This window comes from Micromonospora sp. CA-248089 (assembly GCF_050948515.1).
Lineage (GTDB): Bacteria > Actinomycetota > Actinomycetes > Mycobacteriales > Micromonosporaceae > Micromonospora.
The window spans coordinates 5,204,799-5,222,842 of sequence record NZ_CP192016.1 but is presented as its reverse complement, the minus strand read 5'-3'; the positions used below and the strand labels follow the sequence as shown (position 1 = coordinate 5,222,842).

General features: G+C 72.7%; 22 protein-coding genes. 15 read left to right on the top strand and 7 right to left on the bottom strand.

What is annotated here, in order from left to right; all coding sequences use genetic code 11:
* The first annotated feature begins 136 nt into the window (after nt 1–136).
* The 3 genes from ACQP26_RS24495 (at nt 137) to ACQP26_RS24485 (ending at nt 3,458) form a co-directional block, all read left to right on the top strand.
* The gene (locus tag ACQP26_RS24495; protein WP_269704443.1) at nt 137–1,051 is read left to right on the top strand and encodes a MurR/RpiR family transcriptional regulator; all 915 of its coding nucleotides are present in this window, start codon (nt 137–139) and stop codon (nt 1,049–1,051) included.
* Nucleotides 1,048–1,995 carry an N-acetylmuramic acid 6-phosphate etherase gene (locus ACQP26_RS24490; protein ID WP_269704444.1) on the top strand — a complete coding sequence of 316 codons (948 nt, stop codon included), beginning with the start codon at nt 1,048–1,050 and terminating at the stop codon, nt 1,993–1,995. Before ACQP26_RS24495 ends, ACQP26_RS24490 begins: the two co-directional genes overlap by 4 nt.
* A 473-nt stretch (nt 1,996–2,468) precedes the next feature.
* Nucleotides 2,469–3,458: a sigma-70 family RNA polymerase sigma factor gene (locus ACQP26_RS24485; protein WP_030502256.1), complete on the top strand. Its 990-nt coding sequence runs from the start codon at nt 2,469–2,471 to the stop codon at nt 3,456–3,458.
* A 72-nt stretch (nt 3,459–3,530) separates the two neighbouring features.
* On the opposite strand, the gene ACQP26_RS24480 is transcribed toward ACQP26_RS24485, so the two are convergent.
* Nucleotides 3,531–4,496, bottom strand: coding sequence for an NlpC/P60 family protein (locus ACQP26_RS24480; protein ID WP_433494109.1), 966 nt, complete (start codon nt 4,494–4,496; stop codon nt 3,531–3,533).
* A gap of 415 nt (nt 4,497–4,911) precedes the next feature.
* Between ACQP26_RS24480 and ACQP26_RS24475 the strand changes: the two genes are divergently transcribed.
* A complete protein-coding gene (locus tag ACQP26_RS24475; protein WP_433494108.1) occupies nt 4,912–5,430 on the top strand; it encodes a DUF6232 family protein in 519 nt (172 codons plus the stop codon).
* A 7-nt stretch (nt 5,431–5,437) separates the two neighbouring features.
* On the opposite strand, the gene ACQP26_RS24470 is transcribed toward ACQP26_RS24475, so the two are convergent.
* A complete protein-coding gene (locus ACQP26_RS24470; RefSeq protein WP_433494107.1) occupies nt 5,438–5,767 on the bottom strand; it encodes a DUF3817 domain-containing protein in 330 nt (109 codons plus the stop codon).
* A gap of 25 nt (nt 5,768–5,792) precedes the next feature.
* Complete coding sequence (locus tag ACQP26_RS24465) at nt 5,793–6,224, bottom strand: hypothetical protein (RefSeq protein ID WP_433494106.1); 432 nt, start codon at nt 6,222–6,224, stop codon at nt 5,793–5,795.
* Between the two features lie 124 nt (nt 6,225–6,348).
* Here ACQP26_RS24465 and ACQP26_RS24460 point away from each other — a divergent pair, with 124 nt between their 5' ends.
* From ACQP26_RS24460 to ACQP26_RS24450, 3 genes are read left to right on the top strand one after another with little or no spacing between them, the layout of a single operon-like run.
* Nucleotides 6,349–6,642 (top strand): DUF6158 family protein, encoded by a 294-nt coding sequence (locus tag ACQP26_RS24460; protein WP_030502251.1) that lies wholly within the window; start codon nt 6,349–6,351, stop codon nt 6,640–6,642.
* Entirely contained in the window at nt 6,642–6,959 is a 318-nt protein-coding gene (locus ACQP26_RS24455) for a hypothetical protein (RefSeq protein WP_064447778.1), read from the top strand. Before ACQP26_RS24460 ends, ACQP26_RS24455 begins: the two co-directional genes overlap by 1 nt.
* Nucleotides 6,960–6,993: 34 nt before the next feature.
* A complete protein-coding gene (locus ACQP26_RS24450; protein ID WP_269704451.1) occupies nt 6,994–7,533 on the top strand; it encodes a DUF1360 domain-containing protein in 540 nt (179 codons plus the stop codon).
* A gap of 61 nt (nt 7,534–7,594) precedes the next feature.
* On the opposite strand, the gene ACQP26_RS24445 is transcribed toward ACQP26_RS24450, so the two are convergent.
* From ACQP26_RS24445 to ACQP26_RS24435, 3 genes are read right to left on the bottom strand one after another with little or no spacing between them, the layout of a single operon-like run.
* Nucleotides 7,595–7,804 (bottom strand): hypothetical protein, encoded by a 210-nt coding sequence (locus ACQP26_RS24445; protein WP_269704452.1) that lies wholly within the window; start codon nt 7,802–7,804, stop codon nt 7,595–7,597.
* Nucleotides 7,805–7,829: 25 nt separating this feature from the next.
* The gene (locus ACQP26_RS24440) at nt 7,830–8,063 is read right to left on the bottom strand and encodes a hypothetical protein (RefSeq protein ID WP_433494105.1); all 234 of its coding nucleotides are present in this window, start codon (nt 8,061–8,063) and stop codon (nt 7,830–7,832) included.
* A 40-nt stretch (nt 8,064–8,103) separates the two neighbouring features.
* Nucleotides 8,104–9,201, bottom strand: coding sequence for a 3-deoxy-7-phosphoheptulonate synthase (locus ACQP26_RS24435; RefSeq protein WP_269707015.1), 1,098 nt, complete (start codon nt 9,199–9,201; stop codon nt 8,104–8,106).
* A gap of 253 nt (nt 9,202–9,454) precedes the next feature.
* Here ACQP26_RS24435 and ACQP26_RS24430 point away from each other — a divergent pair, with 253 nt between their 5' ends.
* On the top strand, nt 9,455–9,676 hold the full coding sequence (locus ACQP26_RS24430) for a hypothetical protein (protein ID WP_433494104.1): 222 nt from the start codon (nt 9,455–9,457) through the stop codon (nt 9,674–9,676).
* Here the strand turns inward: ACQP26_RS24430 and ACQP26_RS24425 are convergent.
* A complete protein-coding gene (locus tag ACQP26_RS24425; RefSeq protein WP_433494103.1) occupies nt 9,651–10,364 on the bottom strand; it encodes a phosphodiesterase in 714 nt (237 codons plus the stop codon). The genes ACQP26_RS24430 and ACQP26_RS24425 overlap by 26 nt on opposite strands.
* A gap of 85 nt (nt 10,365–10,449) precedes the next feature.
* Here ACQP26_RS24425 and ACQP26_RS24420 point away from each other — a divergent pair, with 85 nt between their 5' ends.
* The 7 genes from ACQP26_RS24420 to ACQP26_RS24390 all read left to right on the top strand — a co-directional run bounded on the left by ACQP26_RS24420 (nt 10,450) and on the right by ACQP26_RS24390 (nt 18,042).
* Nucleotides 10,450–11,739, top strand: coding sequence for a M16 family metallopeptidase (locus ACQP26_RS24420; protein WP_269704456.1), 1,290 nt, complete (start codon nt 10,450–10,452; stop codon nt 11,737–11,739).
* Nucleotides 11,739–13,082: a M16 family metallopeptidase gene (locus ACQP26_RS24415; protein ID WP_433494102.1), complete on the top strand. Its 1,344-nt coding sequence runs from the start codon at nt 11,739–11,741 to the stop codon at nt 13,080–13,082. The genes ACQP26_RS24420 and ACQP26_RS24415 overlap by 1 nt, the downstream gene beginning before the upstream one ends.
* A 97-nt stretch (nt 13,083–13,179) precedes the next feature.
* Complete coding sequence (locus tag ACQP26_RS24410) at nt 13,180–14,202, top strand: aspartate-semialdehyde dehydrogenase (RefSeq protein ID WP_433494101.1); 1,023 nt, start codon at nt 13,180–13,182, stop codon at nt 14,200–14,202.
* Nucleotides 14,203–14,301: 99 nt separating this feature from the next.
* Nucleotides 14,302–14,970, top strand: coding sequence for a TMEM175 family protein (locus ACQP26_RS24405; protein ID WP_433494100.1), 669 nt, complete (start codon nt 14,302–14,304; stop codon nt 14,968–14,970).
* A gap of 64 nt (nt 14,971–15,034) precedes the next feature.
* Nucleotides 15,035–15,451, top strand: a complete 417-nt coding sequence (locus ACQP26_RS24400; RefSeq protein WP_269704460.1) for a CBS domain-containing protein — start codon at nt 15,035–15,037, stop codon at nt 15,449–15,451.
* Between the two features lie 159 nt (nt 15,452–15,610).
* The gene (locus ACQP26_RS24395; RefSeq protein ID WP_269704461.1) at nt 15,611–15,982 is read left to right on the top strand and encodes an SCP2 sterol-binding domain-containing protein; all 372 of its coding nucleotides are present in this window, start codon (nt 15,611–15,613) and stop codon (nt 15,980–15,982) included.
* Entirely contained in the window at nt 15,982–18,042 is a 2,061-nt protein-coding gene (locus ACQP26_RS24390) for an amylo-alpha-1,6-glucosidase (protein WP_433494099.1), read from the top strand. Before ACQP26_RS24395 ends, ACQP26_RS24390 begins: the two co-directional genes overlap by 1 nt.
* Nucleotides 18,043–18,044 lie beyond the last annotated feature (2 nt).

Genomic DNA, 18,044 nt, shown 5'->3' with positions numbered 1-18,044 from the left:
GACTCGACCGGAGCGGATGAGGCGGGCGGGCTGCGACAATGGGATCCTTGGTCCGGGGCAGGCACGGAAGACGGTAAATTTCCCGATACGCGGTGTCATGGTTGACGCTCGGGCCTGCTGAAAGTAAGTTTCATCCGTGGCGAAGAGTTCGAAGATTTCTGCGAGTCACGAGCCCGGTGGACTGATCGTCCACATCAGCGGCCTGCTGCCCTCGCTGTCCCCGGCCGAACAGCGGGTGGCCCGGCTGGTCGTCTCCGATCCGGCGGATGCGGCCCGGCGCACGATCACCGACCTCGCCACCGCCGCCGAGACGTCCGAGGCGACAGTCATCCGCTTCTGCCGCTCGGTCGGCATGGACGGCTACCCGCAGTTGCGGATCCGGCTCGCCGCCGAGGCCGCCCGCCGGATCGAGCCGCCGGACGCGCGAGTGGTCGGTGGCGACATCCCGCCGGGTGCTGATCTCGCCCAGATCATCGCCACGATCGCGTTCAACGACGCCCGCGCCGTCGAGGAGACCGCCGAGCAGCTCGACCCGGCGGTCTGCGAGCAGGTGGTCGAGGCGATCGGCGCGGCCGGCCGGATCGACGTCTACGGCGCGGGCGCCAGCGGCTTCGTCGCCTCCGACTTCCAGCAGAAGCTGCACCGCATCGGCCGCATCGCGTTCTACTTCCCGGACGTGCACACCGCGCTCACCTCCGCCGCCCTGCTCGGGCGCGGCGACGTCGCGGTCGGCATCTCGCACACCGGCACCACCTCCGACGTCATCGAGGTGCTGGAGCAGGCGCGGGCGCGCGGCGCCACCACTGTGGCGCTGACCAACTTCCCGCGCTCGCCGATCACCGAGGTCGCCGACCACGTGCTCACCACCGCGGCCCGGGAGACGACGTACCGCTCCGGCGCGACGGCCAGCCGGCTGGCCCAGCTCACCGTCGTCGACTGCCTCTTCGTCGGGGTGGCCGCCCGCAGCCGGGCCCGGACCAAGAAGGCGCTCGAAGCCACCGCCGAGGCGGTCAAGTCGCGCCGGGTCGGTCCCGGTCGGAGGCGGGGATGACGGCGGGCCGGGTGGAACGCGACGGCGTGGCGGCGATCCGGCCGGTGGTGCGCGTCGGCGCGCCGACCGAACGGCGCAACCCGCACAGCGTCGACCTCGACCTGATGTCCACCCGGGACGTCCTCACCGTGATCAACGAGGCGGACCGGCGGGTGCCGGCCGCGGTCGCCGCGGTGCTGGACGAGATCGCCGAGACGGTCGACCTGGCCGTGGCCGCGCTGCGCGACGGGCACCGCGTGCACTACTTCGGGGCCGGCACCTCCGGTCGCCTCGGTGTGCTGGACGCGGCCGAGCTGGCGCCCACGTTCAACTCGCCGCGGCACTGGTTCTGCTCGCACCTGGCCGGTGGCCCGGACGCGATGTGGCGGGCCGTCGAGGACGCCGAGGACGACGAGCGCGGCGGCGCCGCCGAGGCCGGCGAGTGCGTACGCCCCGGCGACCTGGTGGTGGGCCTGGCGGCCAGCGGGCGCACCCCGTACGTCCTCGGGGCGCTCGCCGCGTCCCGGGCGCAGGGGGCCGGTACGGTGCTGCTCTGCGCGAATCCGGAGGCCGAGGCCGCCGCGTCGGTGGACGTCTTCATCGGGGTGGACACCGGGCCGGAGGTGGTCACCGGGTCGACCCGGATGAAGGCCGGCACCGCGCAGAAGCTGGTGCTCAACACGTTCTCCACGGCCGTGATGGTGCGTCTGGGCCGGGTCTACTCGAACCTGATGATCGACATGGTGGCCACCAACGCCAAACTCCGCGGCCGCATGATCTCGATTCTCGTGGAGGCCACCGGCTGCGCCGAGGAGGTGTGCCGGGTCGCCCTGCGGGAGGCCGACGGCGACCTCAAGACCGCGCTCGTCGCGCTGGTGTCCGGCGCCGAGGTGCCCGCCGCCCGGGCCGCGCTGGCCCGCTCCGCCCACCAGGTACGCGGCGCGCTCGCCCTGCTCGCCTCCTGACCGTTCCGCCCCCGCCCGTCCCGCCTCGATCCACCCGCCCGGCGCATCCGTCAGGCGGGTGCGACGCGTATCACGTGCGGGAGGGGGACGACTCCTCCCGCACGGATTGTTCAACGAGGCGGAGGGTAATCCTTGAGCATGGCTGAACCGACCGGTCCGCAGGCGCGTATCTCGCAGTGACCAGGATCGCAACGACTCGGTGACGCGGCTCGCTGTGTTCATGGATGAGGCAATGGTGCCATTCCATGGGCGAACGGCGATTTCGCAGCTCCGGCGCGTGCCGAAAACGGCGCCCGCGAGCCGCCCGAACCGGGCCGGTAACAGGAAACATGGACCGGGCTCTCAGCTACTACTCAGGCATTCGTGACAGTTTCGACTCACGACATGGAATCCCCGACGCGTCACATCTGTTGTGTAGGTGTCAGCACCTACGGGCACAGCGGAGGTTACGGGGAGGGCTGATGAACGTGGGGATGGCAAGGAACCGGGCAACCGGCGCGAGCGAGGGGACCGTGGCAATCGTGGACAAGAACATCGGCATGCGTACCGACGAGGTCGCCGAGGAGCGGGACCTGGTCGGCGTCTACCTGCACGAGATCTCCCGGACGCCGCTGCTCGACGCCGCCCGGGAGGTCGACCTCTCCAAGGCGATCGAGGCGGGCCTCTACGCCGAGCACCTGCTCGACGAAGAGCGCATCCCCGACGGCGTCGACCGGGAGGACCTAGAGCGGCTGGTCGTCGAGGGTGAGCGCGCGAAGGACCTCTTCATTCGCGCCAACCTGCGGCTGGTCGTGTCGATCGCCCGGCGCTACGTGCGCTCCGGGATGCCCATGCTGGACCTGATCCAGGAGGGCAACACCGGCCTGGTCCGGGCGGTCGAGAAGTTCGACTACGAGCGGGGCTTCAAGTTCTCCACCTACGCGACCTGGTGGATCCGCCAGGCCATCAGCCGGGCGATCGCCCAGCAGGAGCGGACCGTACGGCTGCCCGTGCACCTGGTCGAGGACGTCAACCGGATGCGCAACGTGGCCCGGCAGCTCACCCGTGAGCTGGGCAGCGACCCGGAGCCGGAGCAGATCGCGACCGCGCTCGGCGTGACCGTCGAGCGGGTGAACGAGCTGGTCCGCTGGTCGCAGGACACCGTCTCGCTGGACACCCCGGTGGGTGACGACGGCGACACCAACCTCGGTGACCTGGTCGCGGACAGCGACGCGCCGTCGCCGGAGGAGATCGTCCTCACCGGCCTGGAGCGGCAGCGCATCGAGGGTCTGCTCAACCACCTCGACGACCGTTCCGCGGGCATCATGCGGGCCCGGTACGGCCTAGAGGACGGCCGCGAGCACTCGCTGACCGAGGTCGCGTCGCGGTTCTCGCTATCCCGGGAGCGGATCCGCCAGCTGGAGATCCAGGCCCTCGGCCGGCTGCGTGAGCTGGCTCGCGCGGAAGGGCTCCAGGCGGCCTGACCTGGTAACAATTGACGGCGAACGGCCGGCGTCCGACAGGGGGACGCCGGCCGTTCGCCGTTCTCGTGGTGCTCAGACCCGGCCGTAACCGGCGATCGTCATGATGTTCATGCCGCGCTTGCTGACGTTGCGTCCGGCGCTGGGCGCGTCGATGATCTGGCCGTTGCCGACGTAGAGCGCCACGTGCCCGAGCCCGGAGTAGAAGACCAGGTCACCCGGCTGCAGCTGGCTGCGGCTGATCCGCGTGGTCGCGTCCCACTGCCGTGCCGCGCTGTGCGGCAGCGACTTCCCGGCGGCCCGCCACGCGGCGAGCGTCAGACCGGAACAGTCGTAGCTGCCGGGGCCGTCCTGGCCGTAGCCGTAGGGCTTGCCGACGGCGCCGTAGGCGAACCGCACCGCCACGCCGGCGTCGCCGGAGACGGCCGGGGGCTTACCCGCCGAGCTGGGGTTGCCGGGCGCCTCGTTGGCCCGCCCGTACGCCTTGCGCCGCATCTCGTAGAGGTCGGACAGGTCCGCCTCGATCCGCGTCTTCGCGGACTTGAGCTGCTTGGCCTGCGCCGCCTCCCGGGCGAGCGTGGCGTCCAGGCGGGTCTTCTGGTCGATCAGCCGCTGCTGGTCTTCGGTGAAGCTGTTGATGGTGCGCTGACGCTGGCGGGTGAGCTGGTCGAGCGTGCCCAGCCGCTCCGGCAGCGTGGCCTGGCCGCCCGGGTCCAGCAGGGCCGCCGCGGTGCGCATGCCACCGGTCTTGTACGCCGTCGCGGCCAGCACGCCCACATCGGCGCGGCTGCGTTCGGCCTGTTCCTGCAACGGCCCGATCCGGGCCTCCAACTTGGCTGCGGTGGCCTTGTTGGCCTTGATGTCCTCGTTGAGCTTGTTGTAGGACTCGACGATTCGCTCCAGCTCAGTCGAGGACTTCTCGATCTGCTTCGTCAGCTCGGCGGGTGTGGGCTCGGCCCGGGCCACCTGCGCCGGGGCGAGCAGCGCGGCCGAGAGGCCGGCCACCGCCAGCGAGCGGAGCAGCATCCGTAAGGACGACAAGAGCGGAAAGCTCCTCTCCCACCGGTCGCCGGGCGCATCGGCGACCCGGCGACACCGGCCCGGGGCCGTCCGGGTGGACGGCTGTCGACCGGGCCGACCTGGACAACCTAACCCGTGATCGCTGTAGCCGGGAGTTCAAGCAGGGGCGAAAGTTGGCAAAGTGGCGGAAAGTAATGAGGGGGAACCGGTGGGTGGATGAGGCGACTCGCCCGATTCGTCGTTCTGGGCGGATGTCGCCAGGCGGCGCCGGGCAAAGTCACGACAAAGACGGAAATCGTTCTCTGTTTCCGGCGGGCAGGGCCGGGCCGGTCAACCCTGCGACAGCCGAAACCCCGAGGTCAGGTGGCGCGACGCCAACACAATGAAGCCCGGACGGGAAATCCCACCACGGGATCCCTGGTCCCGGGAGGCCGCCGTGCAGACCGACCGCTCCGCCGCCCAGCCGCCCCGCTCGCCGCGACCGGCCGCACCCAGGCTGCTCTACGCCCGGCCCGGGATCGTCGTCACCGCCGAGCGCTTCACCGTCGGCCGCAACACCTGGCCGGTGGCCGAGATCACCCAGCTCCGGACCGACCGCGGGCCGCACGACCGGCTCGCGATCCGGGCGGTCGCCGTGTCCGCCGCGATGATCGCCGCCGTCGGCCTGCTGCTCGGCTTCACCGGCGGCCTGCACCGGCTCACCGCCGGGGCGTACCTCCTGCTCGGCGCGGTCGGGCTGGTGCCGATGCTGCTCGTGCTGGTCGGCGACCGCGTGCGGCCCCCGATGTACGAGCTGTGGGGCCGGGTGCGGGGCACCGAGGTGCTGCTGTTCAGCAGCGACGACGAGCGGCAGTTCGGTCAGGTCGCCCGCGCGCTGGGCCGGGCCCGGGAGGCGGCGCGGCTGGGCGGCTGGGCCGACCCGCCGGCGACCGAGCCGTGGCGGCCGGCCCGGTGAACGGCGGTCAGCCCGCGACCGGCTCCGGGGTACGCGGCCGCTGCTCGGCGGCCACCCACCGGCTCACCCGCCGCTCGGCGTAGAACGAGACGAACGGCACGGTGCCGGCGAGCATCACCAGCAGCATCCGCTTCAGCGGCCAGTTCGCCCGGCGGGACAGGTCGAACGAGAGCGCCAGATAGACCATGTACAGCCAGCCGTGCGCCACGCCGACCACGCCGACCACGCTCGGGTTGTCGAAGCCGTACTTCAGCGGCATGCCGATCAGGACCAGCACCACGAGCGCCACGCCCACGATCCAGGCGATCACGCGGTACCGGGTAAGGGCTCCGCCCACCGTCGTCCGTCCTTCCGCACCGGCCTCAGCCGGGATAGTCGCCGGGCCGGGCGCCCGGATTGGCGTTCAACCAGGATAGGTAGCGGTTGTAGGCGGCCAGCTCGGCGTCGTCCGCCCCGTCGGCCGGGGCGGCCGGCGCCCGTACGACGCGCACCGGCCGGCGTACCGCCGGGGTGGTGGCGACCGGCTCGTCGTCGGCAGCCGCCGACGGCGCCGGATCGGCCGCCGGCTGCGCGTCGCCCGGCGGTGTCGCGCGCAGCGTCTGGCGGACCTCACGCCACCAGACGAAGATCACGAAACCGGCGAACACCGGCCACTCGATCGCGTAACCGAAGCTGATCGCGTTTCCCCCGGCGGCGCGGGTGACCTGCCACCAGCCCATCCCGAGGCAACCCGCCACCAGCACGACCATGGCCACGTGGCGGACGATCCACGCCGGTGTCCAGAGCCGTTCCATGCCCACGAGAGTACCGGGACTCCCGGGCGTCTCCGACACGGCGTCGTAGTCCGGGCGGTGGTTTGGTGACACGCCCGGTGGGCATCCGAACAGGTGCCAACCCGAACGAGACGAGGGGGCGACGATGACCGAATCGGTACGCCGGGACGCGAGCCCGGAACAGCGGGTCGCGGAGTGGGACGGCGATCACGCCCGCACCGTCGACGGCGAGCAGCTCGGGGTGGACCCGGTGGAGCTGGGCGACGAGGACCTGGTCCGGGAGATGCAGAGCCTGCACCGCACCCGGCTGGACACGCTGCGCCACGCCACCGACTCGGCGCTCGCCAACCACCTGCGGCGCACCGCCGAACTGGAGACGGAGTACCTGGCCCGGCACCCCGGCCGGGAGGTCGACCCGAGCCGGCTGCGGGACGCCTGATGGGAAGCCACGCCGAGCGCGGCATGTCCGCGCCGCCGGAGGTGGTGTTCAACACCGCCACTGATCCGGACCGCTCCTCGGCCTGGCTGCCCGAGCGGCTGCGCAACTCCGGCACCTGCCGGGTCGAGGTCGTCGACGCCGACGACATGCGGGCCCGGTGGAGCGCCGCGGACTGGTCCGCCGAGATCGACGTGGAACCGGCCGACGCGGGCGGCGCCCGGGTGCGGCTGGACCTGGCCGGACCGGACCACGACCTGGCCGACGAGATCCTGGCCAATCTCGACCGCGAGGTGGCCGACAACCTGACCGCCGGATGAGCCCGGCCCGCACGACGAGCACGAGGAGGCCGGGTTGACCGGGAGTGGCCTGAAGCAGAAGGTGGCGCGCCTGCGCCAGGCGTACGCGCCGCACGAGCACCGGCCGCTGGAGGGCTACCTGAAGGCGATGGGCACGTACGCCGGTGTGACCGCCGGGCTCGTCGGCCTGGTCCGGGCGACCGGGCGGCCGGTGCCCGAGCGGCCCACGCCCGCGGACGTGGTGCTGCTCTCGATCGCCACGCACAAGCTCAGCCGGCTGCTGTCCAAGGACGCGATCACCAGCCCGCTGCGGGCGCCGTTCACCCGCTACGACCACCCGATCGGCAGCGGCGAGGTGATGGAACAGGTCCGCGACGAGGGCAGCCCGACCCGGCACGCGCTCGGCGAACTGGTCAGTTGCCCCTTCTGCCTGGCGGTCTGGGTGGCCACCGGGCTCACCGGCGGCCTGGTGCTGGCGCCCCGGCTGACCCGCCTGGTCGCCACCGCGCTGACCGCGGTGGCCGCCTCCGACTTCCTCCAGATGGGGTACGCGGTCGCCCAGCAGGCGGCCGAGGGTGGTCGCCACGAGGCGTGAGACGCGGACACGAAGGGGGCCGGCGCGCGGGCGCCGGCCCCCTTTCGCGTGTCTCCCACCGTCAGGTGGGGGTGGTGCCGTGGTCCTCGCCGGCCCAGCCGCGCGACGCCTCCGGCTCCCGCTCGTCCTCGTCCTCCCCGGTGATGACCTCCCGGTCCACGGCGGTCCGGTCGTGCTCGTTGGCGAAGTCCGGCTCCGGCAGCGTGTCGACGCCCTCCGGTGGCTGGCCGAGCGCCTCCAGGTGCTCGTGCTCGCGGTCGTGGTGGGTCATCTCGCGTCCTCTCGGTTCCGGGGGCTCAGGTGACCGTGCCGCCCAGCAGATCGGCCGCCTCGTCCGCCGCGTACTCGCCCTCAGGGAGCGCGGCGATCCGGGTGAGCAGCTCCGCGGGGAGTTCGGCGGCCACCGCCCGGCGGTAGATGTCCGCCTGGGTGATCCGCTCCTGGCCGTGGTAGATGTCGTCGAGCAGGTCGTCGAGCGGCCTGGTGTCGGGCTGCTCGGTCACGGGCGCGTCATCGGTCACGCCGACCACCTACCCGGCACCGAACCGGTCAAACTCGCCGCAACCCCGCTCAGGCCGGTGCCGGGAGCGTGGCCCGGCGGGCCCGGACGGCCTGGGCCAGGTGCTCCAGGACCTCGGCGGTGGAGTCCCACCCGATGCAGGCGTCGGTGACCGACTGGCCGTACGTCAGCTCCCGGGTCGGGTCCAGGTCCTGCCGGCCGGGCACCAGGAAGCTCTCCAGCATGATGCCGACGATCCCGCGCTGCCCGGCGGCGAGCTGGGCGGCCACGTCGGCGGCGACGAGCGGCTGGTTGCGGTGGTCCTTGCCGCTGTTGGCGTGGCTGGCGTCGACCACCACCCGCTCCGGCAGGCCCGCGGCGCGCAGCAGTTCCAGCGCCCCGGCCACCGACTCCGCGTCGTAGTTCGGCCGGCCGCCACCGCCGCGCAGCACCAGGTGCCCGTCCGCGTTGCCCCGGGTGTGCATGATCGCCGGCGTGCCGGAGACGTCGATGCCCGGGAAGACGTGCGGCACCCCGGCCGCCCGGATCGCGTCCACGGCGGTGGCGATGCTGCCGTCGGGTCGGTTCTTCATGCCGATCGGCATGGACAGCCCGGAGGCGAGCTGCCGGTGCACCTGGCTCTCCACCGTCCGCGCGCCGATCGCGCCCCAGGCCACCGTGTCCGCGATGTACTGCGGGGTGATCGGGTCGAGGAACTCGCAGCCCACCGGCAGACCCAGGCGCAGCACGTCGAGCAGGAGCGCCCGCGCGGTACGCAGGCCCGTGTTCACGTCGCCGGAGCCGTCCAGCGCCGGATCGTTGATCAGGCCCTTCCAGCCCACCGTCGAGCGCGGCTTCTCGAAGTAGACGCGCATCACCACGAGCAGGTCGTCGGCGACCCGCGCGGCGGCCTCGCGCAGCCGGCCCGCGTACTCCAGGGCGGCGGCCGGGTCGTGCACGGAGCAGGGGCCGACGACGACGAGCAACCGGTCGTCGGCGCGGTCCAGCACCCGGCCGACGGCACGGCGGCCCGCCACCACGGCCTCGGCCAGCGGGGTGTCGAGGGGCAGGTGGTGGTGCAGCAGGGCGGGGGTGGTCAGCGGCACCACACGGTCGATGCGCTGGTCGATGACGCGATGGGCGTCCGGGGAGGTGGTCACGGTGGGGATTCCTTCCGCCGACCGTGCCCCCGTGCCGGGTCCGGGGGATCGAGCCGGCTGCTCGCATACGAAAGGGCAGGGAAACAATCCCTGCCCGGCCGGCTCGAAGAGGTGGTGACGTCAGCTCATGGTCGAGTCACCGGCTCCTCCAGCCGGCTGCCTAAACCATCGATACGACCGCGTCACGTCGGCCAGCGTACCCGACGCGCGCCGGAAAACCCGCTGTCGTTCCGAAGTGCGGAACACGGGGTATGAGATCGCCATGACCACGAGCCACGACCCCACTGACCAGGAACGGATCGAGTCCCGAGCGCATCTGCTGCCGGAGGAGGCGGCGGCGGGCAGCGACGACGCCCAGGCGCAGGCCGACGCGATCCTCACCGAGTCCGACATCCGCGAGGCGGACCAGAACGCCGCCCCCGACACGGTGCTGGAGCACCGCACCTCCGAGCAGACCGTCACCCCCGTCGAGCCTCCCGACTGAGCGCGGCGCCCCGGGCCCGGCGGGAACCCCGGTAACTGTCGTCCCGCAGCCGGGCCAGCGGGCCGGCCAGACGTAACCCCGGCGGCACGTTGCCGATCGGGTCGAACGCGAGCGCGGCGTCCTCGGCGGCGCCGCGCTCGTCGTCGAGGCGTACCTCGCCGAACGGCCGCCACCGGCCCACCGGCGAGGCCACCGCCAGCACCAGCCGGGGCTCGTCACCGGCCACCGCCGCGCCCGCCTCGGCCAGGCCGCGGCCCAGGTCGGGTGACTCCGGGTCGGCCAGCGCGGCCAGGAGCAGCCGCCGCGCGCCGGCCCGGAACGGCATGATCGACGTGTACGTCCCGGTGAAGCGCCGCCGGGGCAGCGGCAGGTTCCGCAGCACCGGCGCGGCGCCGCTGGAACTCCACAGCAGGTCCACCGGCGGCTCCGGGTCACGGTGCAGCCGCACCGCCACGCCCAGCACGTCCGGCCAGGCACCCGGCGTCGGCACGCCCTTGGAGAGGCGGATCGTGGCCGGCCACCTGCCGGGGCAGTCCAGCAGCGGCACCCCGGTCGGCGGTCCCGGCGTACCCCAGATCCGGGTCTCGCCGGCGAACGTGCGCCCGGCCGGGTGCAGCAGCCGGGCGTGCCGGAGCCGGGCCAGCGCGGCGGCGGCGCGCTCGACAGCGGAGGGTGTGGTGGCGGCCATGCCCGCTGGGGTACCCCGGCGGGCACCGACGATGCTCCGGCGCGCGCGTCACGTCTCCGCCTCCGAGATCGGATAGCGTCGTCTCATGCCCGACAGCGGTTTCCCCTGGCCGATCGAGACGACCCGACTGGACAACGGCCTGCGCGTGGTGGTGAGCGAGGACCGTTCCGCCCCGGCCGTGGCGGTCAACCTCTGGTACGACGTGGGCTCACGTCACGAGCCGGCGGGACAGACCGGCTTCGCCCACCTGTTCGAGCACCTCATGTTCGAGGGCTCGGTGAACGTGGCGAAGACCGAGCACATGAAGCTGATCCAGGGCGCCGGCGGCTCGCTCAACGCGACCACCAACCCGGACCGGACCAACTACTTCGAGACGGTCCCCGCCGAGCACCTGGAACTGGCGCTCTGGCTGGAGGCCGACCGGATGGGCGGGCTGGTGCCGGCGCTGACCCAGGAGACGCTGGACAACCAGCGCGACGTGGTGAAGAACGAGCGCCGGCAGCGCTACGAGAACGTGCCGTACGGCGACGCCTGGCTGCGCCTGCTGCCGCTGCTCTACCCGCCCGGGCACCCGTACCACCACGCGACGATCGGGTCGATGGCCGACCTGAACGCCGCCGACCTGGCCACCTTCCAGGAGTTCCACAGCACGTACTACGCGCCGAACAACGCGGTCCTCACGGTGGTCGGCGACACCACCGCCGCGGAGGTGTTCGCGCTCGCCGACAAGTACTTCGGCGGCCTCGCCGCGCGGGCCGACATCCCGGCTGCGCCGGACGGCCGCACCGTGCCGGCCACCGGCCGCCCGGCGGTGGAGACGGTCACCGCCGACGTGCCCGCCCCCCGCGTCTACGTCGCGCACCGCACCCACCCGTTCGGCACCCCGGGGTACGACGTGACCACGGTGCTGGCCACAGTGCTCGGCAGCGGCCGGGGCAGCCGCCTCTACCAGCGGCTCGCCGACGGGGAGCGGATCGCCCAGCCGGACCTGGTCGGCGCGGACGGGGTGGACCTGGCGCACGCACCCGCGCCGCTGATCGCCACCGCCACGGCCCGCCCCGGGGTGAGCGCCGAGCGGCTGCGCGACGGGCTGGCCGACGTGGTCGACGAGCTGGCGACCGTGCCGGTGACCGCCGCCGAGCTGGACCGGGCCAAGGCCCTGCTGACCACCATGTGGTGGCGGCAGATGTCCACTGTCGACGGGCGGGCGGACACGCTCGGCCGGTACGCCACCCAGCTCGGCGACCCGGCCCGCGCGGCCGACCGGCTGCCGGCCTGGCTCGCGGTGACCGCGGAGCAGATCGCCGAGCAGGCCGCCGAGCTGCTCGGCGCCGCCGACCGGGTGATCCTGACCTACGTGCCCGAGGAGAACTGATGTCGCTGATCGCCACCCGTCCCGGCCCCGGCGCCGCCCGCGCCTACCGGTTCCCGCAGGTGGTCCGGCGGACGGCGGCCGGTGGCCAGGTGGTCGCCGCGCACCTGCCCGGGCAGAACCTCGCCGTCGCGTTGCTGCTGCTCGACGGTGGCGCGGGCCGGGAGCCGGTCGGCAAGGGGGGACTCGGCGCGGTGCTGGCCAAGGCGCTGGAGGAGGGCACCGCGCAGCGGGACGCCACCGCGTACGCGCTGGCCATCGAGGCGCTCGGCACCGAGCTGTCGACCGGGCTGGACTGGGACTCGTTCCAGGTGAGCGTGCAGGTGCCGGTGGACCGGCTGACCGCCGCCGTGGAGCTGCTGGCCGAGGCGGTCCGTACGCCGCGGCTCGACCCGGCCGACGTGCGGCGGGTCCGCGACGACGAGGCGACAGCGCTGCGGATGGACTGGGCCAACCCCGGTCCGCGTGCCGACGCGGTGCTGCGGGCCGAGCTGTTCGGCGCACAGCACCGGTGGGGCCGCCCGCTCTACGGCGACCCGGACAGCGTGGCCGCGCTGGAGGTGGACGACGTCACCGTCTTCCACTCGGAGTGGTTCATCCGTCCCGGCACGCTCGTCGTCGCCGGTGACCTGGAGCGGATCGACCTGGACGCGCTCGCCGCGACGGCGTTCGCCGGTGCCGGCGGTGGCCCCGTGGAACGCGGCGGCCCGATCGACGTGCCGCTGGCCGGGCAACGGCGGATCGTCCTGGTGGACCGGCCCGGCTCGGTGCAGTCCACGCTGCGGCTCGGTCATCCGGCCCCGCACCGGTCGCACCCCGACCACGTGCCGATGACGCTCGCCGGCACCGTGCTCGGCGGCGCGTTCACGTCCCGGCTCAACCACCTGATCCGCGAGGTGCGCGGCTACACGTACGGGATCCGGGGCGACTTCGCCTCGTCCCGGCGGTTCGGCCGCTTCGCGGTCAACTCCGGCGTGCAGACCGCGGTGACCGCCCCGGCGCTCGTCGAGGCGGTGGGCGAGATCTCGCGTACCCAGCTGACCGGCGTCACCGAGGACGAGCTCGAGGTGGCGCGTTCCTGGCGGGCCGGGCAGCTCTCGGTCGAGTTGCAGAGTCCGCGATCGATCGCCGCGGCCCTGAGCACGCTCGTCGTGCACGACCTGCCGGACGACTACCACGCGCGGCTGCGGGAGCGACTGCTCGCCGCGACCGTCGAGGAGGTCTCCGCCGCCGCCGCGACCTACCTGCACCCGGAGTCGCTGACCATGGTGATCGAGGGGGACGCGGCGGTCATCCGGGACGAGTTGGTCGCCAGCGGTCTCGGTGAGGTGCTCGACCACACGTGACGGGGCGGGGCGGCGGGCCTGTGATTCCCGTCGCCCCGCATCCGCGCGGTGGGAAACGTTTCCCACCCGTGCCGCCCGGCTGGGTAGCCTCGCGGGCATGAGGATCGGCATTGTGGGAGCCACCGGTCAGGTCGGTGGCGTCATGCGGCAGGTGCTGGCGGAGCGCGAGTTCCCGGCGGAGCAGGTGCGCCTGTTCGCCTCGGCCCGGTCGGCCGGGCGCACGCTGCCCTGGCGCGACGGCGAGGTCACCGTCGAGGACGCGGCCACCGCGGACTACCGCGGCCTGGACATCGTGCTCTTCTCGGCGGGCAAAGGCACCGCGAAGGAGCTGGCTCCCCGGGTCGCCGAGGCCGGCGCCGTGGTGATCGACAACTCCTCGGCCTTCCGGATGGAACCGCAGGTGCCGCTGGTGGTGGCCGAGGTCAACCCGCACGCGATCGCGGACCGCCCGAAGGGCATCGTGGCCAACCCGAACTGCACCACGATGGCCGCGATGCCGGTGCTGCGCCCGCTGCACGCCGAGGCCGGGCTGGTCAGCCTGGTCGTCTCCACCTACCAGGCGGTCTCCGGCGCCGGCCTGGCCGGTGTCGCGGAGCTGGACGAGCAGGTCCGCAAGGTGGCCGAGGACGCCACCGGGCTCGCGTTCGACGGCGGGGCGGTCCAGTTCCCGGCGCCGCGCTCGTTCGCCCGCCCGATCGCCTTCAACGTGCTCCCGCTCGCCGGTTCGATCGTCGACGACGGCTCCTTCGAGACCGACGAGGAGCAGAAGCTGCGCAACGAGAGCCGCAAGATCCTGGAGATCCCCGGGCTGAAGGTCTCCGGCACGTGCGTGCGGGTCCCGGTCTTCACCGGCCACTCGCTGCAGATCAACGCCCGGTTCGCCCGGCCGATCGACCCGGCCCGCGCCCGTGAGCTGCTCGACGGCGCGCCCGGCGTGGCGCTGCGCGACGTGCCGACTCCGCTGGAGGCGGCCGGCCAGGACCCGACGTACGTCGGGCGGATCCGGGCCGACGAGACCGTCGAGCACGGGCTCGCGCTGTTCTGCGCCAACGACAACCTCCGCAAGGGCGCGGCGCTCAACGCCGTGCAGCTCGCCGAGCTGGTCGCCGCCGAGCGCTGACCCCGTGGGCGTCCGTGCCGGGCCACCCGGCACGGACGCTCCCGCAGCGGGTATGCCCCCGCGTCGCCGGCCGCCCGCGCCGGCAGGGCGGGGGTGCCGATGACGGCCGACGGGGACACCGGGGACGCCGGGACGCGCTCGGACACGGTCCGGGTGATCGGGTTCAGCGACGCGGTCTTCGCCATCGTCATCACGCTGCTGGTGCTCGACCTGCGGGTGCCCGAGACGGCGCAGGGCGGAATGCTGCGCGCCCTGCTCGACCAGTGGCCGGTCTACCTCGCCTACGTCACGTCGTACCTGTACGTGGCGGTCAACTGGCTGAACCACAAGGGGACGTTCCACCGGGTCCGCTGCGCCGACCGGGGACTGCACTGGGCGAACCTCGGCGTGCTGTTCAGCGTGGCGCTGCTGCCGTTCGTCACCGGGCTCGTCTCCCGCGCCGTGGAGGAGGGCGACGTCGTCGACGAACGGGTCGCGGTGTCCGCGTACGCGCTCGTCGGCGTGATCCTGTCGATGACCTGGCTCTGGCTCTACCACTACCTGAGCCGGCACCGGGAACTGCTGGAGCCGCACGTCACCGCGCGGTTCTTCGAGGCCGAACGCGTCCGGGCCCTGCTCGGCGTGCTCGCGTACGCGATCGCCGGTCTGGTGGGCGTGCTGCTGAGCGTGCCGGCGGCGCTCGCGGTGCTCCTGCTGTTGCCGATCTTCTACGGGCTGTCCAGCAACGGCTCCTACGACCTGCGCCGACGCCTGCACCCCCGGCGGTGATGAGTGCGTTACCCCGCCTGCGGCGGCGGGTAGACGGCCGTGCCGACACCGAGAGGGGAGCACCATGACAACGGTCGGAGAGTTCATGACGACCCGGTTGGTGACGATGGACGGCAACGACACGCTCATCGCCGCGGCGCAGGAGATGCGCGACAGCGCCATCGGCGACGTGGTGGTGACCGACGGCGACGACGTGGTCGGTATCGTGACGGACCGGGACATCGCGGTACGCGGCGTGGCCGAGAACATGGACCCCACCGCCACCCGCCTCAACCAGATCACCAGCAAGGACGTGGTGACGGTGAGCCAGAACGACGACGCGGTGGCCGCCGCCGACCTGATGCGCACGTACGCGGTCCGCCGCCTCCCGGTGGTCGACGACGGCCGCCTGGTCGGCCTGATCTCCATGGGTGATCTGGCGGTGGAGCGGGAACCCCAGTCGGTGCTCGCGGACATCAGCGCCGACGACCCCAACAACTGACCTGACCGACGCGGTGACGCCGGCTCCCGGTTCGGGGGCCGGCGTCGCGCGTGTGTGCGGTGGCGCCGCGCTCACCCGGTTCGGGCGAGGTTGGCCCCGGAACGGGTGGGGACACGGGCCTCGGACAGGAGACCGCGGATCGCGGGAGGAGTCGCCCGGATGGTGGACATGACCACGAGATTCTTCGAGGACCTGGATCGGCGGGGGTTCGAGCCCCTGCTGGTCAAGACATCCGGAACGCTTCGCTTCGACCTGCACGAGGGCCCGCACACCACGCACTGGCTGCTGGAGATCGATCACGGCAACCTGCGGGTCCGCCAGGAGGACGGCGAGGCGGACACGGTGGTGGGCACCGAGCCGCGTCTGTTCGCCGAGCTGGTCGGCGGTGAGGAGAACGCGATCGCGGCGCTGCTGCGCGGTGACATGACCGTCGTCGGCGACCTGCGGCTCGTGTTGCAGGTCGAGCGGGTCTTCCCCGGCCCGCCGGACTCCCGGGGACCGCACCACACGTTCAGCGGGAGGGGTGCCTGATGCCCGGCAGCAACACCGTCCGGATCCTGGACGGCAACACGTTCGTGGTCAGCGAGGACACCGGCGACATCGAGGCCACACCGAGCGAGCCGACCGGCCTCTTCTCGCTCGACACCCGGTACCTGTCGAAGTGGGTGCTCACCGTCAACGGCGAGCGGCTCAACGCGCTCTCCTACGACGACCTGCAGTACTACGAGGCCCGGTTCTTCCTGGTGCCCGGTGTGGCCACGCACTACATCGACGCGAAGCTGTCGGTCATCCGGGAGCGGGCGGTGGGCGGCAGCTTCCGCGAGACGCTGACCATCCTCAACCACGACGAGAAGGCGGTCGACCTGGAGGTCCGGATGGACGCCGGGTCCGACTTCGCCGACCTGTTCCAGGTCAAGGACGAGATCCTGAACAAGAAGGGCGAACACTACGCCGAGGCCGAGCAGGACCGGCTGCGCCTGGGCTACCGGCGCGGCAACTTCCGGCGCGAGACGCTCCTCTCCGCCAACCGGCCGGCCCGCTACGACCAGCGCGGCTTCGCCTGGAGCATCCGGCTGGAACCCAACGAGCAGTGGGACGCCGTCATCGACGTGCAGACGTTCGCGATCGGCCCCGGCGGCCGGGACCTGCGGATGGGACTGCGCGCGCACGGCACCGAGCGGCTCGCGCTCCAGCACGACCTGGAGGAGTGGATCAGCCGGGCCCCGAAGCTCAACAGCGAGCACGAGGAACTCGCGGCGACGTACCGGCGGAGCCTGGTCGACCTCGCGGCGCTGCGCTTCTCGCCGCTGTCGCTCGGCGGGCAGACGCTGCCCGCGGCCGGCCTGCCCTGGTTCATGACCATGTTCGGCCGGGACAGCATCCTCACCTGCCTCCAGGTGCTGCCGTTCGCGCCGGACATGTCGAAGACCACGCTGCGCATCCTCGGCGCGCTGCAGGGGACCCGGTTCGACGACTTCCGGGACGAGGACCCGGGCCGGATCCTGCACGAGATGCGGTACGGCGAGACGGCCGCGTTCGAGGAACAGCCGCACTCGCCGTACTACGGCTCGGTGGACGCGACGCCGCTGTTCGTGGTGCTGCTCGACGAGTACGAGCGGTGGAGCGGCGACGGCGCGCTGGTCAAGGAGCTGGAACGGGAGTGCCGGGCGGCGCTGAAGTGGATCGACGACTACGCCGACCTGCTCGGCAACGGCTACATCTGGTACGAGCGGCGCAACACCGACACCGGCCTGGAGAACCAGTGCTGGAAGGACTCGTGGGACTCCATCTCGTACGCCGACGGCACACTGCCGCCGTTCCCGCGGGCCACCTGCGAGGTGCAGGGGTACGCGTACGACGCGAAGGTGCGGGCCGCCCGGATGGCCCGGGAGTTCTGGGGCGACCCCACGTATGCCGATCAGCTGGAACGTGAGGCGGCGGAGCTGAAGCGGCGCTTCAACAACGACTGGTGGGTCGCCGACCGCGGCTTCTACGCGCTCGCGCTGGACCCGGACGGGCGCCAGTGCGACGTGCTCAGCTCCAACATGGGCCACCTGCTGTGGAGCGGGATCGTGGACGACGAGCGGGCGTCGAAGGTCGCCGAACACCTGGTCGGTCCCCGGCTCTGGTCCGGCTGGGGGGTGCGGACGCTGGCCGAGGGCGAGGTCCGCTACAACCCGATCGGCTACCACAACGGCACGATCTGGCCGTTCGACAACTCGTTCGTCGCCTGGGGCCTGCGCCGGTACGGCTTCGCCGAGGAGGCCGCCACCGTCGCCAACGGCATCCTCGAGGCGGCCACCTACTTCGACGGGCGGCTGCCGGAGGCGTTCGGCGGCTACCAGCGCGAGCTGACCAAGTTTCCGGTGGAGTACCCGACCGCGTGCAGCCCGCAGGCCTGGTCGACCGGCGCGCCGCTGCTGCTGCTGCGCACCATGCTCGGGCTGGAGCCGCACGACCAGCACCTGGCTGTCGACCCGCGGCTGCCGGTGGGCATGGGACGGATCGAGGTGCTGGACATCCCGGGCCGCTGGGGCCGGGTGGACGCGTTCGCCCGGGGGCGGCTCAACCTCGAGGAACTGGCCGACTGAGC

Excerpts from the sequence above, each read along its gene's own strand:
- ACQP26_RS24490 (WP_269704444.1), top strand. The coding sequence starts at position 1,048 with ATGACGGCGGGCCGGGTGGAACGCGACGGCGTGGCGGCGATCCGGCCG.
- ACQP26_RS24485 (WP_030502256.1), top strand. The coding sequence starts at position 2,469 with ATGGCAAGGAACCGGGCAACCGGCGCGAGCGAGGGGACCGTGGCAATC.
- ACQP26_RS24465 (WP_433494106.1), bottom strand. The coding sequence starts at position 6,224 with ATGGAACGGCTCTGGACACCGGCGTGGATCGTCCGCCACGTGGCCATG.
- ACQP26_RS24460 (WP_030502251.1), top strand. The coding sequence starts at position 6,349 with ATGACCGAATCGGTACGCCGGGACGCGAGCCCGGAACAGCGGGTCGCG.
- ACQP26_RS24455 (WP_064447778.1), top strand. The coding sequence starts at position 6,642 with ATGGGAAGCCACGCCGAGCGCGGCATGTCCGCGCCGCCGGAGGTGGTG.
- ACQP26_RS24445 (WP_269704452.1), bottom strand. The coding sequence starts at position 7,804 with ATGACCCACCACGACCGCGAGCACGAGCACCTGGAGGCGCTCGGCCAG.
- ACQP26_RS24430 (WP_433494104.1), top strand. The coding sequence starts at position 9,455 with ATGACCACGAGCCACGACCCCACTGACCAGGAACGGATCGAGTCCCGA.
- ACQP26_RS24425 (WP_433494103.1), bottom strand. The coding sequence starts at position 10,364 with ATGGCCGCCACCACACCCTCCGCTGTCGAGCGCGCCGCCGCCGCGCTG.
- ACQP26_RS24420 (WP_269704456.1), top strand. The coding sequence starts at position 10,450 with ATGCCCGACAGCGGTTTCCCCTGGCCGATCGAGACGACCCGACTGGAC.
- ACQP26_RS24415 (WP_433494102.1), top strand. The coding sequence starts at position 11,739 with ATGTCGCTGATCGCCACCCGTCCCGGCCCCGGCGCCGCCCGCGCCTAC.
- ACQP26_RS24410 (WP_433494101.1), top strand. The coding sequence starts at position 13,180 with ATGAGGATCGGCATTGTGGGAGCCACCGGTCAGGTCGGTGGCGTCATG.
- ACQP26_RS24405 (WP_433494100.1), top strand. The coding sequence starts at position 14,302 with ATGACGGCCGACGGGGACACCGGGGACGCCGGGACGCGCTCGGACACG.
- ACQP26_RS24400 (WP_269704460.1), top strand. The coding sequence starts at position 15,035 with ATGACAACGGTCGGAGAGTTCATGACGACCCGGTTGGTGACGATGGAC.
- ACQP26_RS24395 (WP_269704461.1), top strand. The coding sequence starts at position 15,611 with ATGGTGGACATGACCACGAGATTCTTCGAGGACCTGGATCGGCGGGGG.
- ACQP26_RS24390 (WP_433494099.1), top strand. The coding sequence starts at position 15,982 with ATGCCCGGCAGCAACACCGTCCGGATCCTGGACGGCAACACGTTCGTG.